Source organism: Azospirillum sp. TSO5, assembly GCF_003116065.1.
In the GTDB taxonomy this organism is placed as follows: Bacteria; Pseudomonadota; Alphaproteobacteria; order Azospirillales; family Azospirillaceae; genus Azospirillum.
This window is the reverse complement of record NZ_LGQY01000016.1, coordinates 47206-72746: the sequence shown is the minus strand read 5'-3', so window position 1 is coordinate 72746 and position 25541 is coordinate 47206. Positions and strand designations below refer to the sequence as shown.

Sequence of the window (25541 nt, the reverse complement as noted above, 5' to 3'; positions counted from 1 at the left end):
TTCGACGCCTGGGCGGAGCGCTGGGCGAGCTGCCGCACCTCCTGCGCCACCACGGCGAAGCCGCGCCCGGCGTCGCCGGCCCGCGCCGCCTCCACCGCCGCGTTCAGCGCCAAGAGGTTGGTCTGGAAGGCGATCTCGTCGATCACGCCGATGATGTCGGTGATCTTGCGGCTGGATTCCTCGATCCGGCGCATCGCCTCGATGGCGGAGCCGGCGACGCCGCCGCCCGATTCGGCGGAGCCGCGGGCCTGGGCGGCCATCACGTTGGCGCGCTGGGCGTTCTCGGCGTTGGAGCGCACGGTCGCCCCCAGCTCTTCCATGCTGGCCGCGGTCTCCTCCAGCGAGGAGGCCTGCTGCTCGGTGCGGTCGGCGAGGTCGGAGGATCCCAGCGACACCTCGGCGGCGGCGGCGGCGATGGTCTCGGCCGCCTGGGTGATCTGGCCGACGATCTCCGCCAACCGGGTGGAGGTGGCGTTGACGTCGGTCTTCACCCGCTCGAAGGCGCCCTGGTAATCGCGGGTGACGCGGCGGTTCAGGTCGCCCTGGGCCAGCGCGCTCAACACCTCGCCCAGGTCGGCGATGACCGCCTCCACCGTGTCGGTCAGGCGGTTGATGCCCTGCGACATGGTCTTGTAGAAGCCGTCCTTGCCGGCCAGATCGATGCGGCGGTCGAGGTCGCCCTTCGACACGGCGTCGATCAGGTCGGCGATCTCCTCGCCGATGGCCTGCTCGCGGGCGCGCTGGGCCTCGGCGGCGCGGCGCTCGGCCTCCAGCCGCTCGCGCTCCGCCTCGTCCATCCGCTTCTTCTCGACGGCATTGTCCTTGAACACCAGCACGGCCTTTGCCATGCGGCCGATCTCGTCGCGGTTCTCAAGGGCGGGCACATCGACGGTCAGGTTGCCGGCGGCCAGTTCCGTCATGGTGCCGGTCATCTGCACCACCGGGCGGACGATCGACCGCGCGGTGATCAGCGCCACCAGGATGCCGAGAACGAAGGCGCCCACCGCCATGCCGATCAGCAGCGTGGTGGTGTTGTCCATATCGGACCGCGACGCGGCGAGCACCGCTTCGCGCACTTCGGCCTGAGAGGCGATGGTCTTGTCGACCAGGCTGGCGAACTCATCCGCCTCCTTGGTCATGGTGGTGAAGGCCAGGGACTGGACCTCGCCGACCGCCGCGACCACGCGGTTGAAGCTGTCCAGATAGTGGCCGGCCAGCTGGATCGTCTCCTCGACGTCGCGTTTCAGCGCCGGGTCGGTCAGGCCGGCGGACAGGGCGCTGGCGGCCTTGTGGAAAGCATCCAGGCGGGTGCGCGCCTCGTCCGCCGCCGTCGCCGCCGAGTCCGTCAGGAAGCGCTGGACGCTGAGGCGGGCGAGGACCAGCGTCTCCTGAATCTGGCCCGCATGGGCCGCCGTCTGGAAATCGCCGGCGGCAATGCTTGTTGCGATCGCCCTGTTCAGCCCCTCCCGCGCCTTCATGCCCATCGGCACCAGTTCTTCCGACACCAGCCGATCGCGCAGTTCGCGCGCCTTGACCAACCGGCCGAAATTGGCGGTGTAGCTGTCGAACTGCTGGATCATGCCGTCGACGTTGGCCCGGCGGGCGGGATCCTGCGTCGCTTCGCGGATGGCGCGCAGCATGTCGCCCAGCTTCTTCTGCTGCGTCTGGATCGGCGCGATCAGGGCATTGTTGCCGGAGAAGGAGTAGTTGACCACGTTGCGGCGCATGTCGGAGACCGAGCCGTCCACGTCGGAAACCCGCAGCGAGTTGTCGGACACCGACGCATATTTGGTGAAGCCATCCTCCACCGTCGACAGCGACCGCACGCCGAGTGCTGCCACCAGGGCGAGGAGGGCAAGGATCAGAAGGAATCCCACCTGGATGCGGGTGCCCACCTTGAATCGGCCGGCAAAGCTGGCGTTCTGCATGGTCAAATGCCTTGGTCTGCGGTGCGGATCGAACGCGATACGCCCGGCAGGGTAGAGGAAGATGGTTTCCAGTCCGTTGCCATGGCGCAAGGAAATGCAGGGAAAGCGTCCCTGGGCCGCGGCAAAATCGTGTCAAAGTCGCGGCGCGGGGCTTTGACGATGCCGCACCGGTCCCTAGGTTAGGTCGCCTGAACAGCATTTCGGGAAACGGTCCTTGGCGGCCGGTTTCACCGGATGCGCAGAATTCCCGTAAAGGCCACTGAAAAACCCGATGCGCCGCAGCCTTCCGCCCACTTCCGATGGCACTGCCTTCACCCGCCCGTCCGGCGACCTGCGCGCCGCGATGCGCTCGCTGGCGCCCTATGTCTGGCCCCGCGATTCCGTGGAGACGCGGGTGCGGGTGGTCCTGGCGATGCTGCTGCTGGTCGGCGCCAAGGTCGCCAACGTCTATGTGCCGATCTTCTACAAGCATGCGGTGGACGCGCTGACGCCTGCTTCTGCGGGCGGGAGCGTCGGGCCGGGCGCGGCGGTGGCCATCCCCCTGGGACTGATCGTCGCATACGGCCTTGCCCGCGTGACCTCGCTGATCTTCGCCGAGCTGCGCGACGCCGTCTTCGCCACCGTGGCGCAGCGGACCATCCGCCGGGTGGCGCTGTCGGTGTTCCGGCACCTGCACGCGCTGTCGCTGCGCTTCCATCTGGAACGCCAGACCGGCGGCCTGACCCGCTCGCTGGAGCGTGGAACCCGGGCCATCGAGTCGCTGCTGCGCTACACCCTGTTCTCCATCGTGCCGACGCTGGTGGAGATCGCGCTGGTCTGCGCCATCCTGTGGAGGCTGTTCAGCGTCTGGTTCGCGCTGGCGACCTTCGTCACGGTGATGGGCTACATCCTCTACACCTTCTTCGTGTCGGAATGGCGCATCAAGTTCCGCCGCCTGATGAACGACACCGACAGCAAGGCCAACACCAAGGCGATCGACAGCCTGCTGAACTACGAGACGGTCAAGTATTTCGGCAACGAGGAGCATGAGGCCCGCCGCTACGACGGCGCGCTGCAGAGCTACGAGAAGGCGGCGGTGCGCAGCCAGCAGAGCCTGTCGCTGCTGAATGTCGGCCAGTCGGCGATCATCTCGCTGGGGCTGGCGGTGGTGATGGGCATGGCCGCCAAGGGCATCGTCGACGGCAGCATGTCGCTGGGCGACTTCGTGCTGGTGAACACCTACCTGCTGCAGCTCTACCAGCCGCTGAACTTCTTCGGCGTCGTCTATCGCGAGATCAAGCAGTCGCTGATCGACATCGAGTCGATGGTCACGCTGCTGGCGGTCGATCGCGAGGTGGCCGACGGCCCCGACGCGAAGCCGCTGGCGGTCGATGGGGCGGAGCTGCGCTTCGAGGGGGTGGAGTTCGGGTACGATCCGCGCCGGCCGATCCTGAAGGATGTCAGCTTCACCGTGCCGGCCGGCAAGACGGTCGCCATCGTCGGCCCGTCTGGCGCCGGCAAATCCACCATCAGCCGGCTGCTGTTCCGCTTCTACGACGTCAATGGCGGCCGGGTGCTGATCGACGGGCAGGACATCCGCGACGTCACCCAGGCCTCGCTGCGGGCGTCCATCGGCATCGTTCCGCAGGACACCGTGCTGTTCAACGACACCGTCTTCTACAACATCGCCTATGGCCGCCCCGGCGCCAGCCCGGCGGAGGTGGAGCGGGCGGCAAGGCTGGCCCACATCCACGACTTCATCATGGCGCTGCCCGACGGCTATCAGACCACGGTGGGCGAACGCGGGCTGAAGCTGTCCGGCGGCGAGAAGCAGCGCGTCGCCATCGCCCGCACCATCCTGAAGGACCCGGCGATCCTGCTGTTCGACGAGGCGACCAGCGCGCTCGACACCCACACCGAACGGGAAATCCAGGCCAACCTGCGCGAGGTCAGCCGCGGTCGCACCACGCTGGTGATCGCCCACCGGCTGTCCACCGTGATCGACGCCGACGAGATCCTGGTGCTGGAGGCCGGCCGGGTGATCGAGCGCGGCCACCATGCCGACCTGCTGGCCGCCCGCGGCGCCTATGCCGCCCTGTGGACGCGGCAGCAGGAAGCCAGCCAAGCGTCCAATGGGGCGTCGAATGGGACGTCCGATGGCGGCGGACCCGCGCCGTTGTCCGGCGTGCTGGCCTCGACCTGAACGGAACCGGGGAGCACGCTTGATGGGACCGGCAAGGCAGGCGCTGCGCGCCGCGACGCGGGAGAGCCACGACCGGCTGGACAAGGCCGCGGTGCTGCAGCCGCTGGTCCGGTCGGACATCACCGCCGACCAGTATGCCCGCGCGCTGGCCGTGCTCCACGGCTTCAACGCGCCGGTGGAGCGGGCGCTGGGGGAAGGGGCCGCGCGAATGGCGCTGCTGCGTGAGGATCTGCGGGTTCTCGGCACCGATCTGGACGCGCTGCCGGAGATGGCGGACCTGCCGCCGCTGGACAGTGCGCCGGCGCGGTTGGCGGCACGCTATGTGCTGGACGGCTCCGCCCATGGCGGGCGGGCGATGCTGCCGGGGATCACCCGCGCGCTGGGATACGACGCCCGGCGCGGCGCGCGCTTCCTGGCGTCGGACGGGCTGGACATGGCCAGTGCCTGGAAGGCGCTGATGCCGCGGTTGGAGGAGGAGCTTGCCGACCCCGCCGCGCTTGCCACCGCCTGCGCCACGGCCGCCGCGCTGTTCGCCGCGCTGGAGCGGTGGACGGCAGAGCAGTGGCCGGGGGAGCAATGGCTGGGGGAGCAGAGGGGTTGAAACTGGCGCGCGGCCCCATCCCTTGCTAGGGTGCCGGACCATTCTCATCCGGGTTCTGGAGACCGCCTTCCCATGACCGCGCCAGCCTCGCGCATCTATTGCTCCGTCGACACCACCGAGATCGAGTCCGCCCGCCGCATCGCCGGGCAGGTGGCGGGGGCCGTCGGCGGCATCAAGCTGGGGCTGGAGTTCTTCATCGCCCAGGGGCCGGCCGGCGTCCGCGCCGTGGTGGGGGAGGACGGGCCGCCGCTGTTCCTCGACCTGAAGCTGCACGACATCCCCAACACGGTGGCGGGCGGCGTGCGCGCGGCGCTGCCGCTGAAGCCGGCCTTCATGACCATCCACAGCGCCGGCGGGCCGGCGATGATGCGCGCGGCGGCGGAAACGGCGGCGACCGCCGGGGCCGACCGGCCGAAGATCCTGGCCGTCACCGTGCTGACCAGCCTGGACGACGGCGATCTCGGCGCCGTCGGCCAGTCGTTGCCGGTGGCCGATCAGGTGGTCCGGCTGGCGAAGCTCGCCAAGGCGTCGGGGGTGGACGGCGTCGTCTGCTCGCCGGCCGAGGTGGCGCTGGTGCGGGCGGCCTGCGGTCCCGACTTCATCCTGATGGTGCCCGGCATCCGCCCGGCCTGGGCCGCCACCAACGACCAGAAGCGCATCATGACCCCGGCGGAGGCGCTGGCCGCCGGCGCCGACCATCTGGTCATCGGCCGGCCGATCACCGCGGATGCCGATCCGGCCGCCGCCGCCCGCCGCATCGTCGCCGAAATTGAGGGGACCGCATGACCGTCGCCGCCAAGATCTGCGGGCTGAGCGAGCCCGAAAGCCTGCGCGCCGCCATCGCCGGCGGGGCGCGCTATGTCGGTTTCGTCTTCTACCCGCGCAGCCCGCGCGCCATCGCCCCGCCGATGGCGGCGGAACTGGCGCGGCTGCTGCCGACCGGCGTGCGCTCCGTCGGGCTGTTCGTCGATTCCGACGACGAGTTCCTGGAGCATGTCACCGGGCAGGTCCCTCTCGACCTGATCCAGCTGCATGGCGCCGAGACGCCGCGCCGCATCGTCGAGATCAAGGGCCGCTATGCCCTGCCGGTGATGAAGGCGGTGAAGATCGGCGGGCCGGAAGACCTGACCACGGCGATGGAGGCGGCGGAGGTCGCCGACCGCCTGCTGTTCGACGCCAAGCCGCCGGCCAAGGTGTCGGCGCTGCCCGGCGGCAACGGCATCGCCTTCGACTGGACGATCCTGGCCGGGCGCAGCTGGCCGCGCCCCTGGATGCTGTCGGGCGGGCTGACGGTGGAGAATGTCGCCGAGGCAGTGCGGGTCACCGGCGCCAGCGAGGTCGACGTGTCTTCCGGCGTGGAGGACCGCCCCGGCCACAAGGATCCGGCGCTGGTCCGTGCCTTTCTGTCGGCGGTGGCCGCGCTTTGAGGCCGTTTTTCGGCGAAAGCACCCTGTTTTAGACGAATGCTACGGCTTATCTTGGTCGCATGGCGGGACCTTGCGCCGTCGGGTAGGATGCGCCCATGAGCGATTCGACCACTCCGTCCACAACCGAGGCGCTCGGCGCCGTGCTCGACGAGCATCTGCGCTGGATCGGCCAGTGGCAGCGCGCCGTTTTCTACCGTGAGGGGCGCGGCGGGGAGCGGTCGTCGGCCCCGGCCTCCTTCCAGGCCTGGTGTCAGGCCGCCAGCCGCGACGACCTGCTGCAGCAGCCGGCGGTGCAGAAGCTGGCGACCCTGCACGAGCAGATGCACCGGCAGGCCCGGCTGATCCTGCTGAAGGCGTCCGGTGGCGAGCTGCCGACCGAGGCCGAGTTCGAGGGGGTGGTCGGCCGCTTCGAGGAGTTCATGCTGCACCTGCGCCGGATGGAGCGCGCCTTCGCCGCCGCCGCCTCCGGCCTGGACCCGCTGACCGGCCTGCGCACGCGGCGCGGCATGGGCGAGGCGCTGGAGCGCGAGCACAACCGTTATCGCCGCACCGGCCAGCCCTTCTGCGTCGCGCTGTGCGACATCGACAAGTTCAAGGGCATCAACGACAGCTATGGCCACGACATCGGCGACCGGGTGCTGGCCGCCACCGCCGCCGTCATCAGCCGCGGCGTCCGCAGCTTCGACGAGGCCTTCCGCATGGGCGGCGAGGAGTTCCTGGTCTGCCTGAAGGAAACCAGACTGGACGAGGGCTATGAGGTGATCGAGCGGCTGCGCGTCGATTTGATGCGCTCGCCGGTGGTGCTGCCCGACGGCCGGATGATCCCCGTCACCGCCTCCTTCGGGCTGGTGGAGGCGGTGTCCGACCTGACTGTCGACGATCTGGTGGTCTGCGCCGACCGCGCGCTCTATCAGGCGAAGAATTCCGGCCGCAACCGCGTGATCCGCTACGGCATCGACCGCCCGGAACCGAAGCCGGCGGCGGCGAAGGCGGGGCGGGGGTAGGGACAAGCGGCGCCCCGCCGGTCAGCCCCCTTGGCCCCGGCCCCCCTGACGCGGTAGGATCGCGATAACCTTACCGTCAGCCGCGATCCGGATTCCATGCGCACCCTGCCCGAATTTCCCAACCTGTTCGTCCTCGACCATCCGCTGATCCAGCACAAGCTGACCCATATGCGGAACAAGGAGCGGTCGACCGGCGGGTTCCGTACCCTGCTGCGCGAGATCTCGCTGCTGATGGGCTATGAGCTGACGCGCGACATCCCGCTGACCACCGAGCGGATCGAAACGCCGCTGCAGCCGATGGACGCGCCTGTGATCCTGGGCAAGAAGCTGGCGGTCGTGCCGGTTCTGCGCGCCGGGCTCGGCATGTCGGCCGGGCTGCTGGAACTGGTGCCGTCGGCGCGCGAGGGGCATATCGGCCTCTATCGCGACCATGACACCAAGCAGCCGCACGAATATCTGGTGAAGCTGCCGCCGGCCGAAGGGCGGCTGTTCATCGTCGTCGATCCGATGCTGGCGACCGGCAACTCCGCCGCCCATGCCTGCGACGTGCTGAACCGCCATGGCGTCGACGACCACAACATCCGCTTCATGGCGCTGGTCGCCGCGCCCGAGGGCGTGCGCCGTTTCCACGAGTCGCACCCGGATGTGAAGGTGTTCACCGCGGCGCTGGACAGCCACCTGAACGAGGACGCCTACATCGTCCCCGGCCTGGGCGACGCCGGCGACCGCATGTTCGGCACCAAGTAAGGACCGATCGAGCTACCGGGAAACGGGGCGGGCGCCGGAGGACGGCTCCGCCCCGCTTTACGTTGGGCCTTCGCTCAGCCGGCCGGGGCCGGTTCCTCTTCCTGCACCGTACCGAACTGGACCAGCGCCTTGCGGTAGCCGATGTTGGGCGGGGCATAGCCCAAGTTGCCGGTTGCACGCTGCGGCACCGACTCGTGCAGGTTCTCCTCGCTGTAGGGCAGGACGCAGACCGGGCGGTAATGGCGCGGCTCCGCCAGCTTGCCGAAGCCCTCCAGGAACTGGGCATAAGAGTCGACGATGGTGCCCAGCGCATTGTCGGGCGTTACGCGGGGCATCCATTCGGGATCAAGCGCCAGTCCGCACTCGGCGGCCCGCTCCATCATCCATTTCAATGCAATGTCCGACAGTTGGTCGTCCGCATAGCCGCCGCCGACATTCGAATGGCAGCCGACGAACCAGCGCTGCTCCACCCGCTGTTGCGGCTTGTCCTTCGGGTCCCAGACGGAGGCGGCGAAGGTCTTACGGTGCTCGTCGATCGCCAGCGCCTGGAAGGCGTTGCGGACCTGTCCGCTGAGTTCGGTGTCGTGGAAGCCGTAAAGCTTCTCGTCCAGATGTTCGCAGATGCCAAGCGGTATGCCCAATGCACCCACCGTGTCCCAGACGCCGAGGAAATGGATCTTGATCAGCCGCGAACCATTGTCCTCGCGGAACCGTGTCGCCTCTTCCACGTCCGGGCCGTCGTCGCGCTTGCGGTATAAGGCATAGGCGTCGTCTATCAGGTCCAGCTTGGTGGACGGCAGCAGTCCTGCGTTGCGGATCAGGCCGACCAGGCTGCGGGCGGTGTAGGCGCCGCGAGAGAAGCCCAGGATGAAGACCTCGTCACCGTCCTCATACTTGGACGCGAGGGCACGGTAGCCGTCCTTGATCTTCTGGTCCAACCCGAGGCCGAAGGCGCCGCCAACGATATGGTTGAGCCAATCATGGACGATGCCGCCCTTCTTGTCGGTGCCGACGCCAGAATCGTAGAAGCTGAATTGCGTCGTGCCATCGTCGGCGCCCTGCCGTACCGACTTGTAGAATTTCCAGACGTTGGTCGCCGCCTCGTTGTCCTTGTCGGGCTGATTGCCGCTGCCCGGCGTGTTCCAGGTGCCGTCGAAACACAGGACGATCCGCTTCGCCATCTTGCCCTCCCTGCTGACATGCGCGCGGGAGATGATGGCAGCGATAGTTTTTCTCCTTCAATAGATTTGTTGAAAAAGCCCGCAACTCCGGAAGGTATCGGTGTGCGTATCGCAATCGGTGTCAGGCGCCAGGGGAGCGGCGCAGTCATACGCACGTATTCCCGGACTGCAGCCATGGTTATGCGGAAAGTTCCCGCCCATACAATTGCCGCCTCGGTCAAGTCATGGTCGTCCGGCCGGACTGTCGGCGGGAAGCCGACATGCGGCATCCGCAGGACATGGAAGCCGGCCACTTGTGCGAAGGTCCCATATGACATTGGCTTGATTTCGATCAATGCCGGGTGGCGTGACGGTAAGGATCATGCCATCCTCTTCGATGCGCCGACCGAATGGCCTAGCCCATATGCCTTCAACCGGTGCAGCCGATCCTTAGTGGACGAACGCGAACGGGAACGCGCGATGGATTACGAAACTTTCTTCCGCAACCAGATTGCGACCCTGAAGCAGGACGGCCGCTACCGGGTGTTCGCCAATCTGGAACGCCATGCGGGCAATTTCCCGACGGCGACCTTCCGCGATTCCAACGGGCGCGAACGTCCGGTCACGGTCTGGTGCTCCAACGATTATCTCGGCATGGGCCAGCACCCCAGCGTCACGAAGGCGATGCACGATGCGCTGGATCAGGTCGGCGCCGGCGCCGGCGGCACCCGCAACATCTCCGGCACCAACATCTACCATGTGCTGCTGGAACGCGAACTGGCCGACCTGCACCACAAGGAAGCGGCGCTGCTCTTCACCTCGGGCTATGTGTCGAACGACGCGACGCTGACCACGCTGGGCAAGATCCTGCCCAACTGCGTGATCCTGTCGGACGCGCTGAACCACAACTCGATGATCACCGGCATCCGCAACTCGGGCGCCGAGAAGCACATCTTCCGCCACAACGACCCCAAGCACCTGGACGAGCTGCTGTCGGGCATCGCCCCCGGCCGGCCCAAGGTGGTGGCGTTCGAGAGCGTCTATTCCATGGACGGCGACATCGCCCCCATCCATGACCTGTGCGATGTCGCCGACAAGCACGGCGCCATGACCTATCTCGACGAGGTCCACGCCGTCGGCATGTACGGCCCCCGCGGCGCCGGCGTGGCCGAGCGCGACGGCGCCATGGACCGGCTGACCATCGTCGAGGGCACGCTGGGCAAGGCCTTCGGCGTGCAGGGCGGTTACATCACCGGCTCCACCGCGCTGATCGACTGCGTCCGCAGCTTCGCCGCCGGCTTCATCTTCTCCACCTCGCTGTCGCCGGTGCTGGCGGCGGGCGCGCTGGCCTCCATCCGCCACCTGAAGAACAGCCAGGTCGAACGGACCCAGCACCAGGAGCGCGCCGCCACGCTGAAGCGGATGTTCGCCGACGCCGGCCTGCCGGTGATGCCGTCGGTCAGCCACATCGTGCCGCTGATGGTCGGCGACGCCCACCGCTGCAAGCGCGCGTCCGACGAGCTGCTGGACCGGCACAACATCTACGTCCAGCCGATCAACTATCCCACCGTCCCGCGCGGGACGGAGCGGCTGCGCTTCACCCCGACCCCGCTGCACACCGACGCGCAGATGGGCATGCTGGTCGAGGCGCTGCTGGACGTCTGGAGCCGGCTGGATCTGCGTCTCGCCGCCTGAGTCGCACCCCTCTGGAAAGCCCGGGAAAGACCCTTTTGGCGATAGGGGCCTTTTGTCCCCTGGACAGATGGCGCGTGCACCCCTATTTTGAGGGATAGCGTTGCGATCGGTTCGCAGCTTCGTTGCTGCGGGCCGGCCGTTGCGCTTGCCGTCCATCCTTCAATCCAGGGCATCGCCCAGGGGGTTCGCCATGTACCGTGACAACTCGCTGATGCCGAAGGAGGCCGTGCGCCTCGTCGTCCTGGGCACGCTGATCCAGGGCGGTCCGTTGCGCTACGCCGATCTGGCCGGCTCCGTCCGTCATTTCCTCGATCGCATGATGGGTCCGTCGCTGGACCTGATGGGCACCTCGCTCGAGATGCTGCGCTACGAGGGGCTGATCGAGGCGCTGGACGGCAGCGGCATGGAAGACAACGCCCTGCTGGGTCCGACCGAGACCGGCCGGGCGGAGTTCGACACGCTGATGCGCGCCAATGTCCGCGCGCCGTCGGCCGACGGGCTGAACAAGCTGGTCACCGCGCTGAAGCTGCGCTTCCTGCATCTGCTGGATGTCGAGTCGCAGCGCGACCAGATCGACAATCTCGTGGCGCTCAGCGAGACCGAGCTGGCTCGGCTGGGCGACCTGAAGCGGGCGGATGTCGGCTGCGACGGCCATTTCGCCTCCTGGCTGGACCGGGACATCGCCCAGACGGAAGAGCGTCTGGCCTGGTTTCAGGAACTGCTCTCCCGGCTCTGATCCGCGGCTCTGATCCCCTGCGGGTTCTAAGGTTTTATTTCGCGCGGCGCGTCCTTATCGCATAGGGGCGCGCCGCGTCTGTTTCGGCGTGCGGTTTTGGTGTACCTTCGGGGTACCCCTTTTCCCAGCCGGAATCCTCTCCATGGCCTCGTCCCTGTCGACCGACGACCTCGAAGACCGCTTGCGCATGGAGTTCGTGGACGACGCGCGCGATCGGCTGGAGCTGATGAACGCGGCGCTGGCGGACCGCGTGAAGGGCGAGCGCAGCGACACGGACACCATCGGCGTCCTGCGGCTGGAAGCCCACAATTTCAAGGGCATGGGCACCAGCTTCGGCTATCCCACCGTCAGCCTCGTCGCCCACCGGCTGGAGGATTACCTCAGCGGCCTGAAGCGGCTGGACGAGAAGCAACTGGTCGACGCCCAGATCTTCATCGACCGCATCGCCGAGCTGGTCGATCGCGCCGAACAGCCGCTGCTGGCCGAGACCAACCGGATCATCCGCGCCCTGCCGGTCCGCTACGAGTTCCAGGTCACCGACGTCGATGTCCGCAACGTCGAGATCATGCTGGTCACCCCGTCCAAGGTCGTCGCCAAGAAGCTGGGGACGGAGCTGGCGGCCTGCGGCTTCCGCACCATGACGGTGACCGACCCGATCGAGTCGATCAGCCTTGCCGTGCGCGTGCCGCCGGACATGGTCATCGCCTCGATGGTTATGGACGGGCTGTCCGGCCTGGACCTGATCCGCGGCCTGCGCGCCATGAGCGTGACCCAGCATGTGCCGATGGCCCTGCTGACCTCGCTGAACCTCGATCACCCGTCGCTGAAGGAGATCCCGTACGGCGTCTCCGTCATCCGCGTCGGCGAGCATTTCGGCGACGACTTCGCCGCGGTGGTGGCCAAGCACAATCTGGGCTGAGCGGTCTGCCATTCGGCTGAACGTCATCGTCATATAGCCGCGCTTGCGCCGGCGGGAATCCCCATGTTAGGCGTCAAACCGGTCCCACAGGCTGGAGCAGCGCCCGAATGACGGAGGTACTTCGCCGGTACGGCCCGGTTCTGACCGGAGTGATCCTGCTGGCGGTGGCGCTGTGGCTGGCGCTGCTGGTGGTGCTGCCGCAACTGATGATGATCGGCTTTTCCTTCCGGCCGTCGCTGCCGCCGTCCAAGATCGGCGGGCCCGAGGATGTGTTCACGGTCAGGAATTACCTGACGCTGTGGACCAACAGCATCCATCTGTCGATCTTCCTGAAGACGATCTGGGCCAGCGCCCTGGTCACCGCGACCACGCTGGCGGTCTGCTATCCGGTCGCCTTCTATCTGGCGCAGGTGGCGCCGAAACGGCGATTGCCGCTGCTGATCCTGATGCTGGTGGTGCCCTTCTGGATCAACGAGCTTCTGCGCACCTTCTCCTGGTACATCATCCTGGCCTTCAACGGGCCGCTGAACGCGATCCTGCTGGGGCTGGGCATCATCGACGAGCCGCAACGCTTCCTGGGCGGCGACGGCGGGGTGATCGTCGGGATGGTGTATGTCTACATCCTGTTCATGGTCTTCCCGCTCTACAACGCCATCGAATCGCTGGACCGCAACCAGATCGAGGCGGCGCGGGATTTGGGCGCCGGCTGGCTGCGCATCCACCGCCGCATCGTGCTGCCGCACGCCAAGCCGGGCATCGCCGTCGGCTGCATCATGACCTTCATGCTGGCGGCCGGCAGCTATGCCGTGCCGGCGCTGCTGGGCGGGCCGAACAGCCGCTGGTTCACCGAGATCATCTACAACTGGTTCTTCGAGGGCGGGAACTGGAACCAGGGGGCGGCCTACGCCTTCATCCTGCTGGTGCTGTGCATCGGCTTCATCCTCGGCGCGATGCGGCTGTTCCGCGTCGGGCTGGCCGATATAGCGAAGTAAGCCCATGAGCGCCGCACGACTCCGCCGCCTGCTGACCGGCGCCTATCTGGTGCTGTTCTTCGGCTATCTGTTCCTGCCGCTGGGCATCATGGCGGCGGCGACCTTCAACAGCAGCCGCTTTCCCACCGTGACGCCGTGGATGGGCTTCACGCTCAGCTGGTTCCAGGCGCTGTGGGAGGATCAGCGCATGTGGGCGGCGCTGGGCACCAGTCTGATCGTCGGCGCGGGGGTGATCGCGCTGGCGGTGCCGCTGGGGCTGGCGGCGGCGCTGCTGCTCGACCGGTTGCACAGCCGGGCCAAGACCTTCCTCTACGCGCTGATGGTCTCGCCGCTGCTGACGCCGGGGGTGATCGTCGGCATTTCGACGCTGGTGTTCTGGCGGGAGTGGTTCGGGGTCAGCGGCGGGCTGTTCCTGACCGTGGTGGCGCAGTCCAGCTTCATCGCCGCCTATGCCATGCTGCTGTTCTCGGCAAGGCTGGAGCGGTTCGATCCGGCGCTGGAGGAGGCCGCGCTCGACCTCGGCGCCACCCATGGGCAGGTGTTCCGGCGCATCACGCTGCCGTACCTGATGCCGGCGATCCTGTCGGCGGCCCTGCTGGCCTTCCTGCAGAGCTTCGAGAACTACAACACCACGCTGTTCGTGCGCGGGCTGGACACCACCCTGACCGTCTACATCGCGACCAAGGTGCGCACCGGCCTGACCCCGGCGGTCAACGCGCTGTCGCTGGTGCTGATCGCGCTGACCATCCTGGGCGCCGTCGTCTACGAGATCCTGCGCCGGCGCGAGGCGCGCCGGCAGGCAGGGTCCGTTACCGCTTGAGAGGCAACCGCCTGATCCTCAGTCCTCTTCCGCCTCGTCGGCGTCCGCCTCGATCTGGGCGGCGAGGTCGCGCAGCATGTCGATGACGTCTTCGTGGCTGGTCTCGTCCACGGCGGCGTTCACCGCGGCCTCGATCATGGCGACGGCGATGTAGGGGCCGAGCGGGCCACCTTCCTTGATCGCCTCATCCAGATGCTTTTCGGCGATCGACAGCGCCTTTTCGAACAGCGCCTCGGCCGTCTGGTTGGTGGTGTCCTTGCTCATCGTCCGGTCCGTTGCGGAGGGTTGGTCCGACTCCAATAACACGCCCAATCGGCGATTGGCGCGGGAATTCGCTGTCGCGCCCGCAAATAGGGACCGCGAAACGGGAGGCCGGGCTTGCGCCGCCCCGGACCATACGCCACAGTCCGGAGGTGCATTGACCTATACGGCAAGAGAGACAGCATGACCGGGACGCCCGACCTGACCAGCCCCGACCTCTACCGCTTCTGGTGGGAGGAGCGCGTGCGCTTCAACGACCTCGACGCGGTGGGGCACGTCAACAACAATGCCCTCGGCGTCTATTTCGAACAGGCGCGCGTCGCCCTGATCCATCAGGTCGGCGGCTTCACCGACGAGGTTCCGTGGACCGTCGTGCTGGCCCGCAGCGTGATCGAATACAAGGCGGAGCTGCTCTATCCCAACACGGTCCGGATCGGCGCGCGGACGCTGCGGCTGGGCAACAGCTCGATCACGCTGGGCTGCGCCATCTTCCTGGGCGACCTCTGCATCGCCACCCAGGAAGCGGTGGCGGTGATCGTCGACAAGGCGGCCCATCGCCCGACCCCGATCCCGGAACCGTTGCGCGCCAAGCTGCTGGAGGCGTAAAGGGAGGCGCCGCAGCCCCGTACCATCGGAACCCCGACATATGACGCGCTCACCCCAGCGCCCTTCCGGCAAGCGCCCCTTCGCCAAGGGACGCCCGCCCGCCCGCAAGACCGCCCAGCCGCCTGTCGAGATGCGGGAGATGGAAGTCGCCATCGCCGACGTCGGTGCGCGCGGCGACGGGATCGCGTTCGCCGAGGGCTTGCGCCTGTTCGTGCCCTACGCGGTGACCGGCGACCGCGTGCGTGTACGTGTCGCCGAGGGCGACGGGAAAGGGGAGGGCGTACGGGCAGACCTGCTTGAGGTTCTTGAGCCCGGCCCCGGCCGCCAGACCCCACCCTGCCGCCATTTCGGCCGCTGCGGCGGCTGTACCCTCCAGCAGATGGACGATGCGACGTACGCCGCCTGGAACAGCGGGATGGTGCGCGGGGCGCTGGAGCGGGTCGGGCTCGGCGATGTCGCGTTGGAACCGCTGGCGCGTACGCCCGCCGGTGCCCGCCGCCGCGCCCGCTTCGCGGCGCTGAAGCGTGGCAAGCGCGTCTGGTTCGGCTTCAACGAGCGGCAGAGCCACCGGCTGGTCGATCTGGAGGAGTGTCCGATCCTGGCGCCCCGCCTGTTCGCCCTGGTGGAGCCTCTGCGCGCTGTGCTGGCGGAGATCCTGCCGGACGGCGGCGACGCCGACGTGGTGCTGACCGACCTGGAGGGCGGCGCCGACCTGCTGCTGGTCGGGCCGCGCAGCCTGGATCGGGCGGCCCGCGAGGCTCTGGTCGCTTTCGAGCCGGAGCGCATCGCCCGCATCGCCTGGCAGCCCACCGACCGCGCGGCGGCGGAGCCGGTGGCGAACCGCCGTCCGGCCTTCATCCGTTTCGCAGGCGTTCCGATCCAGCCGCCGCCCGGGGCCTTCCTGCAGGCGAGTGCGGAGGGCGAGGCGGCGCTGGTCGCCGCGGTGCGCGAGGGGGTGGGGCAGGCGTCCCGCATCGCCGACCTGTTCGCCGGCATCGGCACCTTTTCCATTCCGCTTGCGCAACAGGCGGCGGTGCATGCGGTGGAAGGCGACGAGGCGGCGGTGGCGGCGCTTGGCCGCGCGGTGCAGGGGCTGCGGCTGACGGCGGAGCGGCGCGACCTGTTCGAGAACCCGCTGGGGGTGAAGGACCTCAACCGCTACGACGCGGTGGTGTTCGACCCGCCGCGTGCCGGAGCAGCGGCCCAGGCGGCGGCGCTCGCCGGCAGCAAGGTGCCGCGGGTGGTGGGCGTGTCCTGCAATCCCGCCAGCTTCGCCCGCGACGCGCGGGTGCTGGTGGATGGCGGCTATCGCCTGGTGAAGGTCTGGCCGGTCGACCAGTTCCTGTGGTCGGCCCATGTGGAACTGGTCGGCCTGTTTGAGCGGTGAGGAGGCTGTCGCAGCCTCCCCCCTCGCATCAATCCAGCTGCAGAACGATCGCCTTCAAATAGGCCGACTCCGGCAGGTGCGGGTGGACCGGGTGGTCGGGGCCGGCGCCGGCGCTGCGCAGGATGCGGCCGGTGCGGCCGGCGTCGTGCAGGCCGCGGGCGACCTGCTCGGCGAAGGTCGGCGGATCGACGTTGTGGCTGCACGACCCGCAGAGCAGAAATCCGCCCGGCGCCGTGATCTTCGCCGCCAGACGCGCCATCTTGCGGTAGGCGCGGGTGCCGGCCGCCAGATCCTTCTTCGACTTCACGAAAGCCGGCGGATCGGCGACCACCACCTGGAAGGTCTCGCCGGACTCGCTCAGCCGTTCCATCTCCTGGAAGGCGTCGGCCTTGCGCGCCTCGAAACGGTCGGCGACGCCGTTCGCCTCGGCGGCGCGGGTGGCGTTCTCCAGGGCCAGGGCGGAGCGGTCGACCGCGACCACATGGGTGGCGCCGGCCACCGCGCACTGGATGCCGAAACCGCCGTTGTAGCTGTAGAAGTCGATGGCCCGGCCGCCCTTGGCCAGCGAGGCGATGAAGGCGCGGTTGTCGCGCTGGTCGTAGAACCAGCCGGTCTTCTGGCCCTCCAGCGGGTTGGCGAAGAAGGTGACGCCGTTCTCTTCAAGGCGGATCGGGCCGTCGATCTCGCCCTTGGCCAGCCGGGTCTCTTCCGTCAGCCCTTCCAGCGCGCGCTGGCTGCCGTCGTTGCGCAGGATGACCGCGCGCGGCGCCATCACCTCGTCGATGGCGGCCAGGATGTCGTCGATCCGGCTGTCCATGAAGACGGAGTTGGCCTGGACCGTCACCACATCGTCGAAACGGTCGACGATCAGGCCGGGCAGCCCGTCGGCTTCGGCATGGACGACGCGGTAGAAGGGGCGGGAGAACAGCCGGTCGCGCAGTTCCACCGCGCGGCGCAGCCGGCCGGCGATGAAGGCGTGGTCCACCACGGTCGCCGGGTCGTTCGACAGCAGCCGGGCGGCGATCAGCGTGTGCGGATTGAAGGTGTAGATGCCCAGCGGCGTCCCGCCGGGGTCCAGAAGCCGCACCGGGCTGCCGGGCGGCACCGCCTTGGCGATGCTGTCCATCTGGACTTCGTTGGAATAGACCCAGGGATGTCCATGCATGACGCGCCGCTGGCGGCCGGCCTGCAAATGGATCGGCGGGTATTTCTTGACGGGTTTGGTGCCGGTGTCGCTCATGGCCGCATCCTAGCGGCAATTCGCCAGCGCGCAATGGCCGCATGGAGCTTGCCCGCCGGCGCCGCTATTCCGCTCCGACCGCGCCGCCCGGCAGGTCGGGGGCATTGTCGTTGACCACGACCAGATCCTTGCAGAAGCGGACGGTCTCCTGCCGGTGGCCTTCGGTGCGGAAGCAGTCGGGGATCGGGTTGCGGCGGGAGTCCCGGGGCAGGTAGCGCTCCGGCAGGGTGGTGTGGATGGCGGTGCAGCCGAGCTGCCGGGCCAGCCCTTCCATCGCCTGCAGCAGAGTCTCGGCGGGGCCGGCGACGTCGAACAGGTCGAGCACGACGAAGTTGTCGACGCACAGCGTCCGGCCATGGAGGAGCTGCGGTTCGACCGCGTAGGAGAACAGGCCGTGCATGTACCCTTGCGCGTTCTGCACGGTCATGATGCCCCTGGCCGCGGGCAGGCCGTCCGTCCCGGCGCCGCCCCCGCCCCCGTTCCCGGCCTTGGAACTGCTGCCCATGGTTGCGCTGTCGAGCAGCGCTGCGGCAAATGCGCGCCATTGGTCGATCCCCAGGCCCGGCGCGATGGCGCAGACCAGCGGATAGGCCTGGTCGATCTGGCGCCGACCAAGGGGTTTGGCGATGAAACTGTCGTCCATTTCAGTCCGGCCGATTGCAAGGACACTGAACGATGGCAGCCCCGGGCCGCAAGGGTCGTTGACGTAGATCAATGTTGCTGAAGCCCCCCATACACATAGTGTGCGCCATTGGAGACAGGCGCGCCCGGCGTCCCTTTCGGCATTTCCGAGTGCAACCTGTCCCGCTCCTTAACAGTACGTACCCAGTGGTGGTGCAACCCAGAAGGCGCGGCCCCACGGCCGCCCGGGGCAAACGGGAGAGATTGTATGACATCAGCGACTCTGACTTCAGGGGCCACCCTGGGCAGCCAGCGGGTGTCGGAAGACGTGCGTTACAATGAGGACGCCATCCGACTCTTCGTTATCGCTGCAGTGTTCTGGGGCGTGGTCGGTTTCCTGGCCGGCACCTTCATCGCTCTGCAGCTGGCCTTCCCGGCGCTGAATCTCGGGCTGGAGTGGACGAGCTTCGGGCGTCTGCGCCCGGTCCACACCTCGGCCGTGATTTTCGCGTTCGGCGGCAACGTGCTGCTCGCCACCTCGCTCTATTCGGTCCAGCGGACTTGCCGCCAGCATCTCTTCGGGGGCGAAGGGCTGGCGAAGTTCATCTTCTGGAACTACAACATCTTCATCGTGCTCGCGGCGCTGAGCTACGTCCTGGGCTACAGCCAGGGCAAGGAATACGCCGAGCCCGAGTGGATCCTCGACCTGTACCTGACGGTCACCTGGGTGGCCTATGCGGTCCAGTTCATCGGCACGGTGATGACGCGGCGCGAGTCGCACATCTATGTGGCGAACTGGTTCTTCATGGCGTTCATCCTGACCGTCGCCATCCTGCACATCGGCAACAACGTCAACGTTCCGGTGTCGCTGTTCGGCATGAAGTCCTACACCTACGTGTCGGGCGTGCAGAGCGCGATGGTGCAGTGGTGGTACGGCCACAACGCGGTCGGCTTCTTCCTGACCGCCGGCTTCCTGGGCATCATGTACTATTTCGTGCCCAAGCGCGCCGAGCGGCCGGTCTATTCCTACCGCCTGTCGATCGTCCACTTCTGGACCCTGATCTTCCTCTACATCTGGGCCGGCCCGCACCACCTGCACTACACCTCTCTGCCGGACTGGGCGCAGACGCTGGGCATGACCTTCTCCGTCATGCTGTGGATGCCGTCCTGGGGCGGCATGATCAACGGCATCATGACCCTGTCGGGCGCCTGGGATAAGCTGCGCACCGACCCGGTCCTGCGTTTCCTGGTCACCTCGGTCGCCTTCTACGGCATGTCGACCTTCGAAGGCCCGCTGATGTCGGTCAAGCCGGTCAACGCCCTGTCGCACTACACCGACTGGACCGTCGGCCACGTGCACTCCGGCGCTCTCGGCTGGGTCGCCTTCATCTCCTTCGGCGCGATCTACTATCTGGTTCCGGTGCTGTGGAAGCGCTCGCAGCTCTACAGCCTGCGTCTGGTCAGCTACCACTTCTGGACCGCCACCATCGGCATCGTGCTGTACATCACCGCCATGTGGGTGTCGGGCATCATGCAGGGCCTGATGTGGCGCGCCTACGACAACCTGGGCTTCCTGCAGTACTCCTTCGTGGAGACCGTCGCGGCGATGCACCCGTTCTACGTGATCCGCGCGATGGGCGGCGTCCTGTTCGTCACCGGCGCTCTCATCATGGTCTACAACCTGTGGCGCACGGCGAAGGGCGATGTCCGCATCGAGAAGCCCTATGTCACCACGCCGCACAAGGCGACGGTCGGCGCGGCCTGACGCTAGGGAAGGATGCGAGAAATGGCTCAGGATAAAAAGGGCTTCAGCCACGACCTGATCGAGCGGAACACCCTTCTGCTGATCGTGCTCGTGCTGATCACCGTGTCGATCGGCGGTCTGGTTCAGATCGTCCCGCTCTTCACGATCGAATCGACCATCGAGAAGGTGGAGGGGGTCCGTCCCTACTCCCCGCTCGAGCTGGCCGGGCAGAACATCTACTTCCGCGAAGGCTGCTACAACTGCCACAGCCAGCAGATCCGTCCGTTCCGTGACGAGGTCGAACGCTATGGTCACTACTCGCTGGCGGCGGAGTCGATGTACGACCATCCGTTCCAGTGGGGCTCCAAGCGCACCGGTCCCGATCTGGCCCGCGTCGGCGGCAAGTACTCCAACGACTGGCAGGTCGCCCATCTGGTGAACCCGCGCGCGGTCGTGCCGGAGTCGATCATGCCGACCTACGGCTGGATGAAGGACCGTCCGCTGAGCTACGGCGACATCGCCGACCACCTGAAGACCCTGAAGATCGTCGGGGTGCCCTACACCGACGAGCAGATCGCCAACGCCAAGGCCGACCTGGAAGCGCAGAAGAACCCGGACGGCGACACCGCCGGCCTGACGAAGCGCTACCCGAAGGCCGTGGTCGCGAACTTCACCGGCAGCAAGACCGTCACCGAAATGGACGCTCTGGTTGCCTACCTGCAAGTGCTGGGCACCATGGTGGACTTCACCAAGTACCAGTCCAAGCAGCTGCAGCAGTAATCGGGGGAGGAATCCATGGACTTGGATTCGATCACGGTGATGCTTCGGTCCTTCTGGACGGTGTGGTTGATGCTGCTGCTGACGGGCATCCTGGTTTACGCCATGTGGCCCGGCAACCGCCGCACCTTCGACGACGCCGCCCAGATCCCGCTCAAGGATGATGGTCAGGAGCTTTAGACCATGGCACAGAATTACAAGGACGAGCTGTCCGGCGTCGAGACCACCGGCCACGAGTGGGATGGACTGCGCGAGCTGAACAATCCGCTGCCCAAGTGGTGGCTGTATCTCTTCTACGTCTGCATCGCCTGGGCGATGGCCTATTACGTGTTCTACCCGGCCTGGCCGCTGGGCAAGACCTACACGAAGGGCATCCTCGGCTATTCCCAGCGCGAGGAACTGGACACCAAGCTGGCGGAAGCGAAGGCCGGCCAGGCCAAGTACCTGACCGCCATCGCCGCCAAGTCGGTCGACGAAATCCAGAAAGACAAGGACCTGCTGGGCTTCGCGATGGCCGGCGGCCGTTCCTACTTCAACGAGAACTGCGCCGCCTGCCACGGCGCCGGCGGCCAGGGTGCCAAGGGCTTCCCGACGCTGGCCGACGACGTGTGGCTGTGGGGCGGTGCCTCGGCCGACATCTACAAGACCATCCAGCACGGCATCCGCTCGGATGACGGCGACACCCGTGGCACCCCGAACGTCGGCATGACCGCCTTCGGCAAGGACGGCATCCTCACCCGCGATCAGATCGATCAGGTGACGGACTATGTTCTGTCGCTGAACGGCAAGACCGCCGACGCGGGCAAGGCCGAAAAGGGCAAGACCGTCTATGACGAGAACTGCGCCGCCTGCCATGGCGACGCGGCCCAGGGTGCGGTTGCCGCCGGCATCGACGGCGTCGGCGCCCCGCCGCTTCGCCAAGCCAACTGGCTCTACGGCGGCGACAAGGCGACGCTGATGGAGACGGTGACCAACGGCCGCGCCGGCGTGATGCCGGCCTGGTCCAAGCGTCTGGACGACGCGACGATCAAGTCGCTGGCGGTCTACGTCCACAACCTGGGCGGCGGCAAGTAAGCCGTCCAACCGGGGAACCGGTTCGGAACTGACCGGAAAGGCGTCGGGGGGCACTCCCCGGCGCCTTTTTCTTATGCGCAACTGGCGGTCGGACGGCCGCTTCGTTAACTTCCTGTCATTTGATCCATCGCAATGTACCTGCGGCAATCGGTCGCCATAGTGCCTCCCGACCGGCCACACACATCGTCGATCGAACGCCGCCGATCGAAAGCAGCCGACCAGTCGAAGGGCAGCCACCGACCATGAGCATCAGCACCGCCACCGGAAACCGCCCCGTCCCCCCGAAGCGTGGCAAGGCGCCGCGCCAGCCGGGATGGTACATCCCCTGGATCTTCGTCGGCGTCTTCATGATCGTCCTGGCGGTGAACATGGTGATGGTCCATTTCGCGATGTCGAGTTGGACCGGAGTGGAGACCGAGAACCACTTCATCAAGGGGCTCGGCTACAACAACGACCTCGCCGGCGCCCGCGCCCAGGCGGAGCGCGGCTGGCAGGTCGAGCCGCAATTCACCAGCACCGAGCCGCGCAAGGCGGTGATCTCCATCACCGCGCGCGACAAGCAGGGTCATGTCCTGAAAGACGCCACCGTCACCGTGACGATGATCCGCCCGACCGCCGAAGGGCACGACAAGAGCCTGACGTTGCCCTATCTGGGCGAGGGACGCTATGGCGCCCCGGTGGAGCTGGATCTGGAAGGCCAGTGGGACATGCGCTTCGTCATCACCCACGCCACCGGCGACTATCAGGACCAGAAGCGCGTCTGGGTGCAGTGACGGCGGCGACACCGCCGCGACCGGGACAGTCAGGGTGACGTTGAGATGACCGTCTGCCTCCATTGCGGACAAGAGCTGGGCGAAGGCGCGCAGAACGGGACGACGACCGCCGGTGCCGTGACCGCCGGTGACGGCGCCGGTCCCTTCTGCTGCACCGGCTGTGCCGCCGCCTACGACCTCGTCCGTGGGCTGGGGCTGGAGCGCTATTACGAGCGCCGCAGCGTCGATCCCACCGCCCGCCCGCTGCGCCCCGACGAGACCCCGGCCGCCGATTACGAGCCGCATGCGCGCGAGGAGTCCGACGGCAGCCGCAGCCTGCACCTGATGGTCGACGGCATGCAGTGCGCGGCCTGCGTCTGGCTGATCGAATCGGCGCTCAGCCGGCAGCCGGGCATCAGTCAGGCCCGCATGAACATGACCACGCGCCGGCTGACCGTGCGCTGGAAGCCTGAGGAGACCGACGCCAACGCGGTGGTCGGCACCGTGGCGCAGTTGGGATACCGCGCCGTGCCCTTCGACCCGGAACGGCTGGGCGGCGCCCAGGCCAAGAGCGAGAAGGAGCTGCTGCGCGCCATGGCGGTGGCCGGCTTCGCCATGGGCAACGTCATGCTGCTGTCGGTGTCGGTCTGGGCCGGCCACAGCCAGGGCATGGGCTCCGCCACCCGCGACCTGATGCACTGGATTTCGGCGCTGGTCTGCATGCCGGCCATCGCCTATGCGCTGCGGCCCTTCGCGCGCTCGGCGCTGTCGGCGCTGCGCCATGGCCGCACCAACATGGACGTGCCGATCACCATCGGCGTCCTGCTCGCCACCGGCATGAGCCTGTTCGAGACGATCCACAGCGGCGAGCACGCCTATTTCGACGGCGCGGTGATGCTGCTGTTCTTCCTGCTGATCGGCCGCTATCTCGACCAGCGGGCGCGCGGGCGGGCGCGGTCGGCTGCGGAACAACTGCTGGGCCTGCGCGCCAACGCCGTCACCATCCTGAACGCGGACGGCACCAGCGCCGTGGTCGCGCCGGAGCAGGTCGGCCCCGGCAGCACCATCCTGGTCGCCGCCGGCGAGCGCATCCCCGTCGACGGCCGGGTGTCCGACGGCGTGTCCGACCTCGACACCGCGCTCATCACCGGCGAGACGGTGCCGGGCACCGCGCGGCCGGGCGATCAGGTCTTCGCCGGCACCCTGAACCTGACCGCGCCGCTGCGCCTGACCGTCACCGCGGTGGGGGAGGGCACGCTGCTGGCCGAAATCGTCCGGCTGATGGAGGTGGCGGAGCAGGGCCGCGCCAAATATGTCGCCATCGCCGACCGGGTGTCGCGCCTCTACGCCCCCGTCGTGCATCTGACCGCGCTGACCACCTTCGCCGCCTGGATGCTGCTGGGCGGGGTGGTGTGGCAGGACGCGCTGATGAACGCCATCGCCGTGCTGATCATCACCTGCCCCTGCGCGCTGGCGCTGGCCGTGCCGGTGGTGCAGGTGATCGCCAGCGGTCGGCTGATGCGGCAGGGCACCCTGCTGAAAAGCCCGACCGCGTTGGAACGGCTCGCCGCCATCGACACGGTGGTGTTCGACAAGACCGGCACTTTGACCGAGGGGCGCCCGGTGCCGCAGCTCGACGGATTGCCCGCGGAGGATCTGGCGCTGGCGGCCTCGCTCGCCGCGGCCAGCCGCCATCCGCTGGCCCGCGCGCTGGCCGCCGTCGCTCCGGAGATTCCGGTGGCCGCCGGTGTGCGCGAGATCGCCGGCGCCGGCCTGTCCTTGCAGACGGCGGACGGCGAGGTGCGGCTTGGCAGCCGCCGCTTCACCGGCGCGCCGTCGGATGCCGAGGATGCCGCCGGTCCGGAGCTGTGGCTGGCCCGTCCGGGCGAGGAGCCGCGTCGGATCGTCTTCCTCGACGCCCCGCGTCCGGATGCCGCCGCGGTGGTGGCGGCGCTGAAGGCGCGCGGGCTGGAGGTGAAGCTGCTGTCGGGCGACCGCAAGGGCGCGGTGGCGGCGGTGGCGGAGCGGCTGGGCATCGCCGATTGGCGGGCCGAGCAGACGCCGGCCGACAAGACCGCGGCGCTGGCCGACCTGGCGGCGCAGGGTCGCACCGTGCTGATGGTCGGCGATGGGCTGAACGACGCCCCGGCACTGGCCGCCGCCGCGGTTTCGATGTCGCCCTCCACCGCGGTGGATGTCAGCCAGACCGCCGCCGACGTGGTGTTCCAGGGCCGGCTGCTGCGCCCGATCGTCGAGACGGTGGAGGTTTCCCGTCGGTCCGGCCGGCTGGTGAAGCAGAATTTCGGCATCGCCCTGGTATATAACCTGTGCGCCGTGCCGCTCGCGATGGGGGGGCTGCTGACGCCGCTGCTGGCGGCGCTGGCCATGTCGTCCTCGTCGCTGATCGTCATTCTCAACGCGTTGCGGCTGGCCCGCGGCGCCGTCGTCAAGGATCTTCCCGTGCGGGACAACGCTGCGCGGGAAGCCTCGGGTAAGGATTCGGGTGATGGACGAGCTTCTCTATCTGATCGCGATCGCGCTGAGCCTGGGCGGTCTGGGGCTGGGGGCCTTTCTGTGGGCGCTTAAGTCCGGCCAGTTCGACGATCTGGACGGGGCGGCCCACCGCGTGCTGTTCGACGACGATCTGCCGCCGCCCGCCCGCGCCGGGCATGAAGCGGCCAAGCCGGCGGAGGCCGGGCGCGGGCAATAGGCCCACATTCTGTGCGGGCAATGAAAGGGACGTATGCGTGCGAGGTTGCGATTCCGAGCGATTGCCACCAATATGAGCGCATGCGGAATGAAAGGCTGGGTTCGTCCATGCCACCCTTCGATATGGTTCGCGCTCGCGATAAGAGCGCTGCGACGGAA

At 67.8% G+C, this 25541-nt stretch carries 25 protein-coding genes; 20 read left to right on the top strand and 5 right to left on the bottom strand.

Annotated features, from left to right (window positions below; genetic code table 11):
• A partial coding sequence (locus TSO5_RS33585) for a methyl-accepting chemotaxis protein (protein WP_109150380.1) occupies positions 1-1928 on the bottom strand: 1928 nt, incomplete at its 3' end.
• 271 nt (positions 1929-2199) lie between these two features.
• Here TSO5_RS33585 and TSO5_RS04160 point away from each other — a divergent pair.
• The 6 genes from TSO5_RS04160 to upp all read left to right on the top strand — a co-directional run bounded on the left by TSO5_RS04160 (position 2200) and on the right by upp (position 7889).
• Entirely contained in the window at positions 2200-4110 is a 1911-nt protein-coding gene (locus tag TSO5_RS04160; protein ID WP_109150379.1) for an ABC transporter ATP-binding protein/permease, read from the top strand.
• Between the two features lie 22 nt (positions 4111-4132).
• The gene (locus TSO5_RS04155; protein ID WP_109150378.1) at positions 4133-4711 is read left to right on the top strand and encodes a biliverdin-producing heme oxygenase; all 579 of its coding nucleotides are present in this window, start codon (positions 4133-4135) and stop codon (positions 4709-4711) included.
• Between the two features lie 72 nt (positions 4712-4783).
• Positions 4784-5497: an orotidine-5'-phosphate decarboxylase gene (gene pyrF, locus TSO5_RS04150; RefSeq protein ID WP_109150377.1), complete on the top strand. Its 714-nt coding sequence runs from the start codon at positions 4784-4786 to the stop codon at positions 5495-5497.
• Positions 5494-6138: a phosphoribosylanthranilate isomerase gene (locus tag TSO5_RS04145; protein ID WP_109150376.1), complete on the top strand. Its 645-nt coding sequence runs from the start codon at positions 5494-5496 to the stop codon at positions 6136-6138. The genes pyrF and TSO5_RS04145 overlap by 4 nt, the downstream gene beginning before the upstream one ends.
• 95 nt (positions 6139-6233) lie before the next feature.
• A complete protein-coding gene (locus tag TSO5_RS04140; RefSeq protein ID WP_109150375.1) occupies positions 6234-7142 on the top strand; it encodes a diguanylate cyclase in 909 nt (302 codons plus the stop codon).
• A gap of 96 nt (positions 7143-7238) precedes the next feature.
• Positions 7239-7889, top strand: a complete 651-nt coding sequence (gene upp, locus TSO5_RS04135; protein WP_109085003.1) for a uracil phosphoribosyltransferase — start codon at positions 7239-7241, stop codon at positions 7887-7889.
• Positions 7890-7963: 74 nt separating this feature from the next.
• Here the strand turns inward: upp and TSO5_RS04130 are convergent, their stop codons facing one another.
• Positions 7964-9070, bottom strand: a complete 1107-nt coding sequence (locus tag TSO5_RS04130; RefSeq protein ID WP_109150374.1) for a DUF2235 domain-containing protein — start codon at positions 9068-9070, stop codon at positions 7964-7966.
• 459 nt (positions 9071-9529) lie between these two features.
• Between TSO5_RS04130 and hemA the strand changes: the two genes are divergently transcribed.
• The 5 genes from hemA to TSO5_RS04105 all read left to right on the top strand — a co-directional run bounded on the left by hemA (position 9530) and on the right by TSO5_RS04105 (position 14211).
• Positions 9530-10744, top strand: a complete 1215-nt coding sequence (gene hemA, locus TSO5_RS04125) for a 5-aminolevulinate synthase (protein WP_109150373.1) — start codon at positions 9530-9532, stop codon at positions 10742-10744.
• Positions 10745-10934: 190 nt separating this feature from the next.
• Positions 10935-11480 carry a hypothetical protein gene (locus tag TSO5_RS04120; protein ID WP_109150372.1) on the top strand — a complete coding sequence of 182 codons (546 nt, stop codon included), beginning with the start codon at positions 10935-10937 and terminating at the stop codon, positions 11478-11480.
• 142 nt (positions 11481-11622) lie between these two features.
• Positions 11623-12399, top strand: coding sequence for an Hpt domain-containing protein (locus TSO5_RS04115; RefSeq protein ID WP_109074335.1), 777 nt, complete (start codon positions 11623-11625; stop codon positions 12397-12399).
• Between the two features lie 107 nt (positions 12400-12506).
• The gene (locus TSO5_RS04110) at positions 12507-13391 is read left to right on the top strand and encodes an ABC transporter permease (RefSeq protein ID WP_109150371.1); all 885 of its coding nucleotides are present in this window, start codon (positions 12507-12509) and stop codon (positions 13389-13391) included.
• Positions 13392-13395: 4 nt separating this feature from the next.
• Entirely contained in the window at positions 13396-14211 is an 816-nt protein-coding gene (locus TSO5_RS04105; protein WP_109150370.1) for an ABC transporter permease, read from the top strand.
• A gap of 18 nt (positions 14212-14229) precedes the next feature.
• Here TSO5_RS04105 and TSO5_RS04100 read toward each other — a convergent pair whose 3' ends face one another.
• Positions 14230-14475: a hypothetical protein gene (locus tag TSO5_RS04100; protein ID WP_014248877.1), complete on the bottom strand. Its 246-nt coding sequence runs from the start codon at positions 14473-14475 to the stop codon at positions 14230-14232.
• A gap of 180 nt (positions 14476-14655) precedes the next feature.
• Here TSO5_RS04100 and TSO5_RS04095 point away from each other — a divergent pair, with 180 nt between their 5' ends.
• Together TSO5_RS04095 and TSO5_RS04090 are read left to right on the top strand one after the other, a co-directional pair.
• Positions 14656-15078: a thioesterase family protein gene (locus tag TSO5_RS04095; protein ID WP_109074332.1), complete on the top strand. Its 423-nt coding sequence runs from the start codon at positions 14656-14658 to the stop codon at positions 15076-15078.
• Between the two features lie 40 nt (positions 15079-15118).
• Complete coding sequence (locus TSO5_RS04090; protein WP_109150369.1) at positions 15119-16465, top strand: class I SAM-dependent RNA methyltransferase; 1347 nt, start codon at positions 15119-15121, stop codon at positions 16463-16465.
• A 28-nt stretch (positions 16466-16493) separates the two neighbouring features.
• Here the strand turns inward: TSO5_RS04090 and TSO5_RS04085 are convergent, their stop codons facing one another.
• Complete coding sequence (locus TSO5_RS04085; RefSeq protein ID WP_109150368.1) at positions 16494-17705, bottom strand: class I SAM-dependent rRNA methyltransferase; 1212 nt, start codon at positions 17703-17705, stop codon at positions 16494-16496.
• A gap of 64 nt (positions 17706-17769) precedes the next feature.
• Positions 17770-18348, bottom strand: coding sequence for a hypothetical protein (locus TSO5_RS04080; RefSeq protein WP_109150367.1), 579 nt, complete (start codon positions 18346-18348; stop codon positions 17770-17772).
• Between the two features lie 246 nt (positions 18349-18594).
• Here TSO5_RS04080 and ccoN point away from each other — a divergent pair, with 246 nt between their 5' ends.
• The 7 genes from ccoN to ccoS all read left to right on the top strand — a co-directional run bounded on the left by ccoN (position 18595) and on the right by ccoS (position 25383).
• The gene (gene ccoN / locus TSO5_RS04075) at positions 18595-20091 is read left to right on the top strand and encodes a cytochrome-c oxidase, cbb3-type subunit I (protein ID WP_109150366.1); all 1497 of its coding nucleotides are present in this window, start codon (positions 18595-18597) and stop codon (positions 20089-20091) included.
• 21 nt (positions 20092-20112) lie between these two features.
• Entirely contained in the window at positions 20113-20850 is a 738-nt protein-coding gene (gene ccoO / locus TSO5_RS04070; protein ID WP_109074327.1) for a cytochrome-c oxidase, cbb3-type subunit II, read from the top strand.
• Between the two features lie 15 nt (positions 20851-20865).
• A complete protein-coding gene (locus TSO5_RS04065) occupies positions 20866-21027 on the top strand; it encodes a cbb3-type cytochrome c oxidase subunit 3 (protein ID WP_012972963.1) in 162 nt (53 codons plus the stop codon).
• A 3-nt stretch (positions 21028-21030) separates the two neighbouring features.
• Positions 21031-21921, top strand: a complete 891-nt coding sequence (gene ccoP / locus TSO5_RS04060) for a cytochrome-c oxidase, cbb3-type subunit III (protein ID WP_109150365.1) — start codon at positions 21031-21033, stop codon at positions 21919-21921.
• Positions 21922-22163: 242 nt separating this feature from the next.
• Positions 22164-22694, top strand: coding sequence for a FixH family protein (locus TSO5_RS04055; RefSeq protein ID WP_109150364.1), 531 nt, complete (start codon positions 22164-22166; stop codon positions 22692-22694).
• Between the two features lie 45 nt (positions 22695-22739).
• Positions 22740-25259 (top strand): heavy metal translocating P-type ATPase metal-binding domain-containing protein, encoded by a 2520-nt coding sequence (locus TSO5_RS04050; RefSeq protein ID WP_109150363.1) that lies wholly within the window; start codon positions 22740-22742, stop codon positions 25257-25259.
• The gene (gene ccoS, locus TSO5_RS04045; RefSeq protein WP_109074323.1) at positions 25180-25383 is read left to right on the top strand and encodes a cbb3-type cytochrome oxidase assembly protein CcoS; all 204 of its coding nucleotides are present in this window, start codon (positions 25180-25182) and stop codon (positions 25381-25383) included. The genes TSO5_RS04050 and ccoS overlap by 80 nt, the downstream gene beginning before the upstream one ends.
• Positions 25384-25541 lie beyond the last annotated feature (158 nt).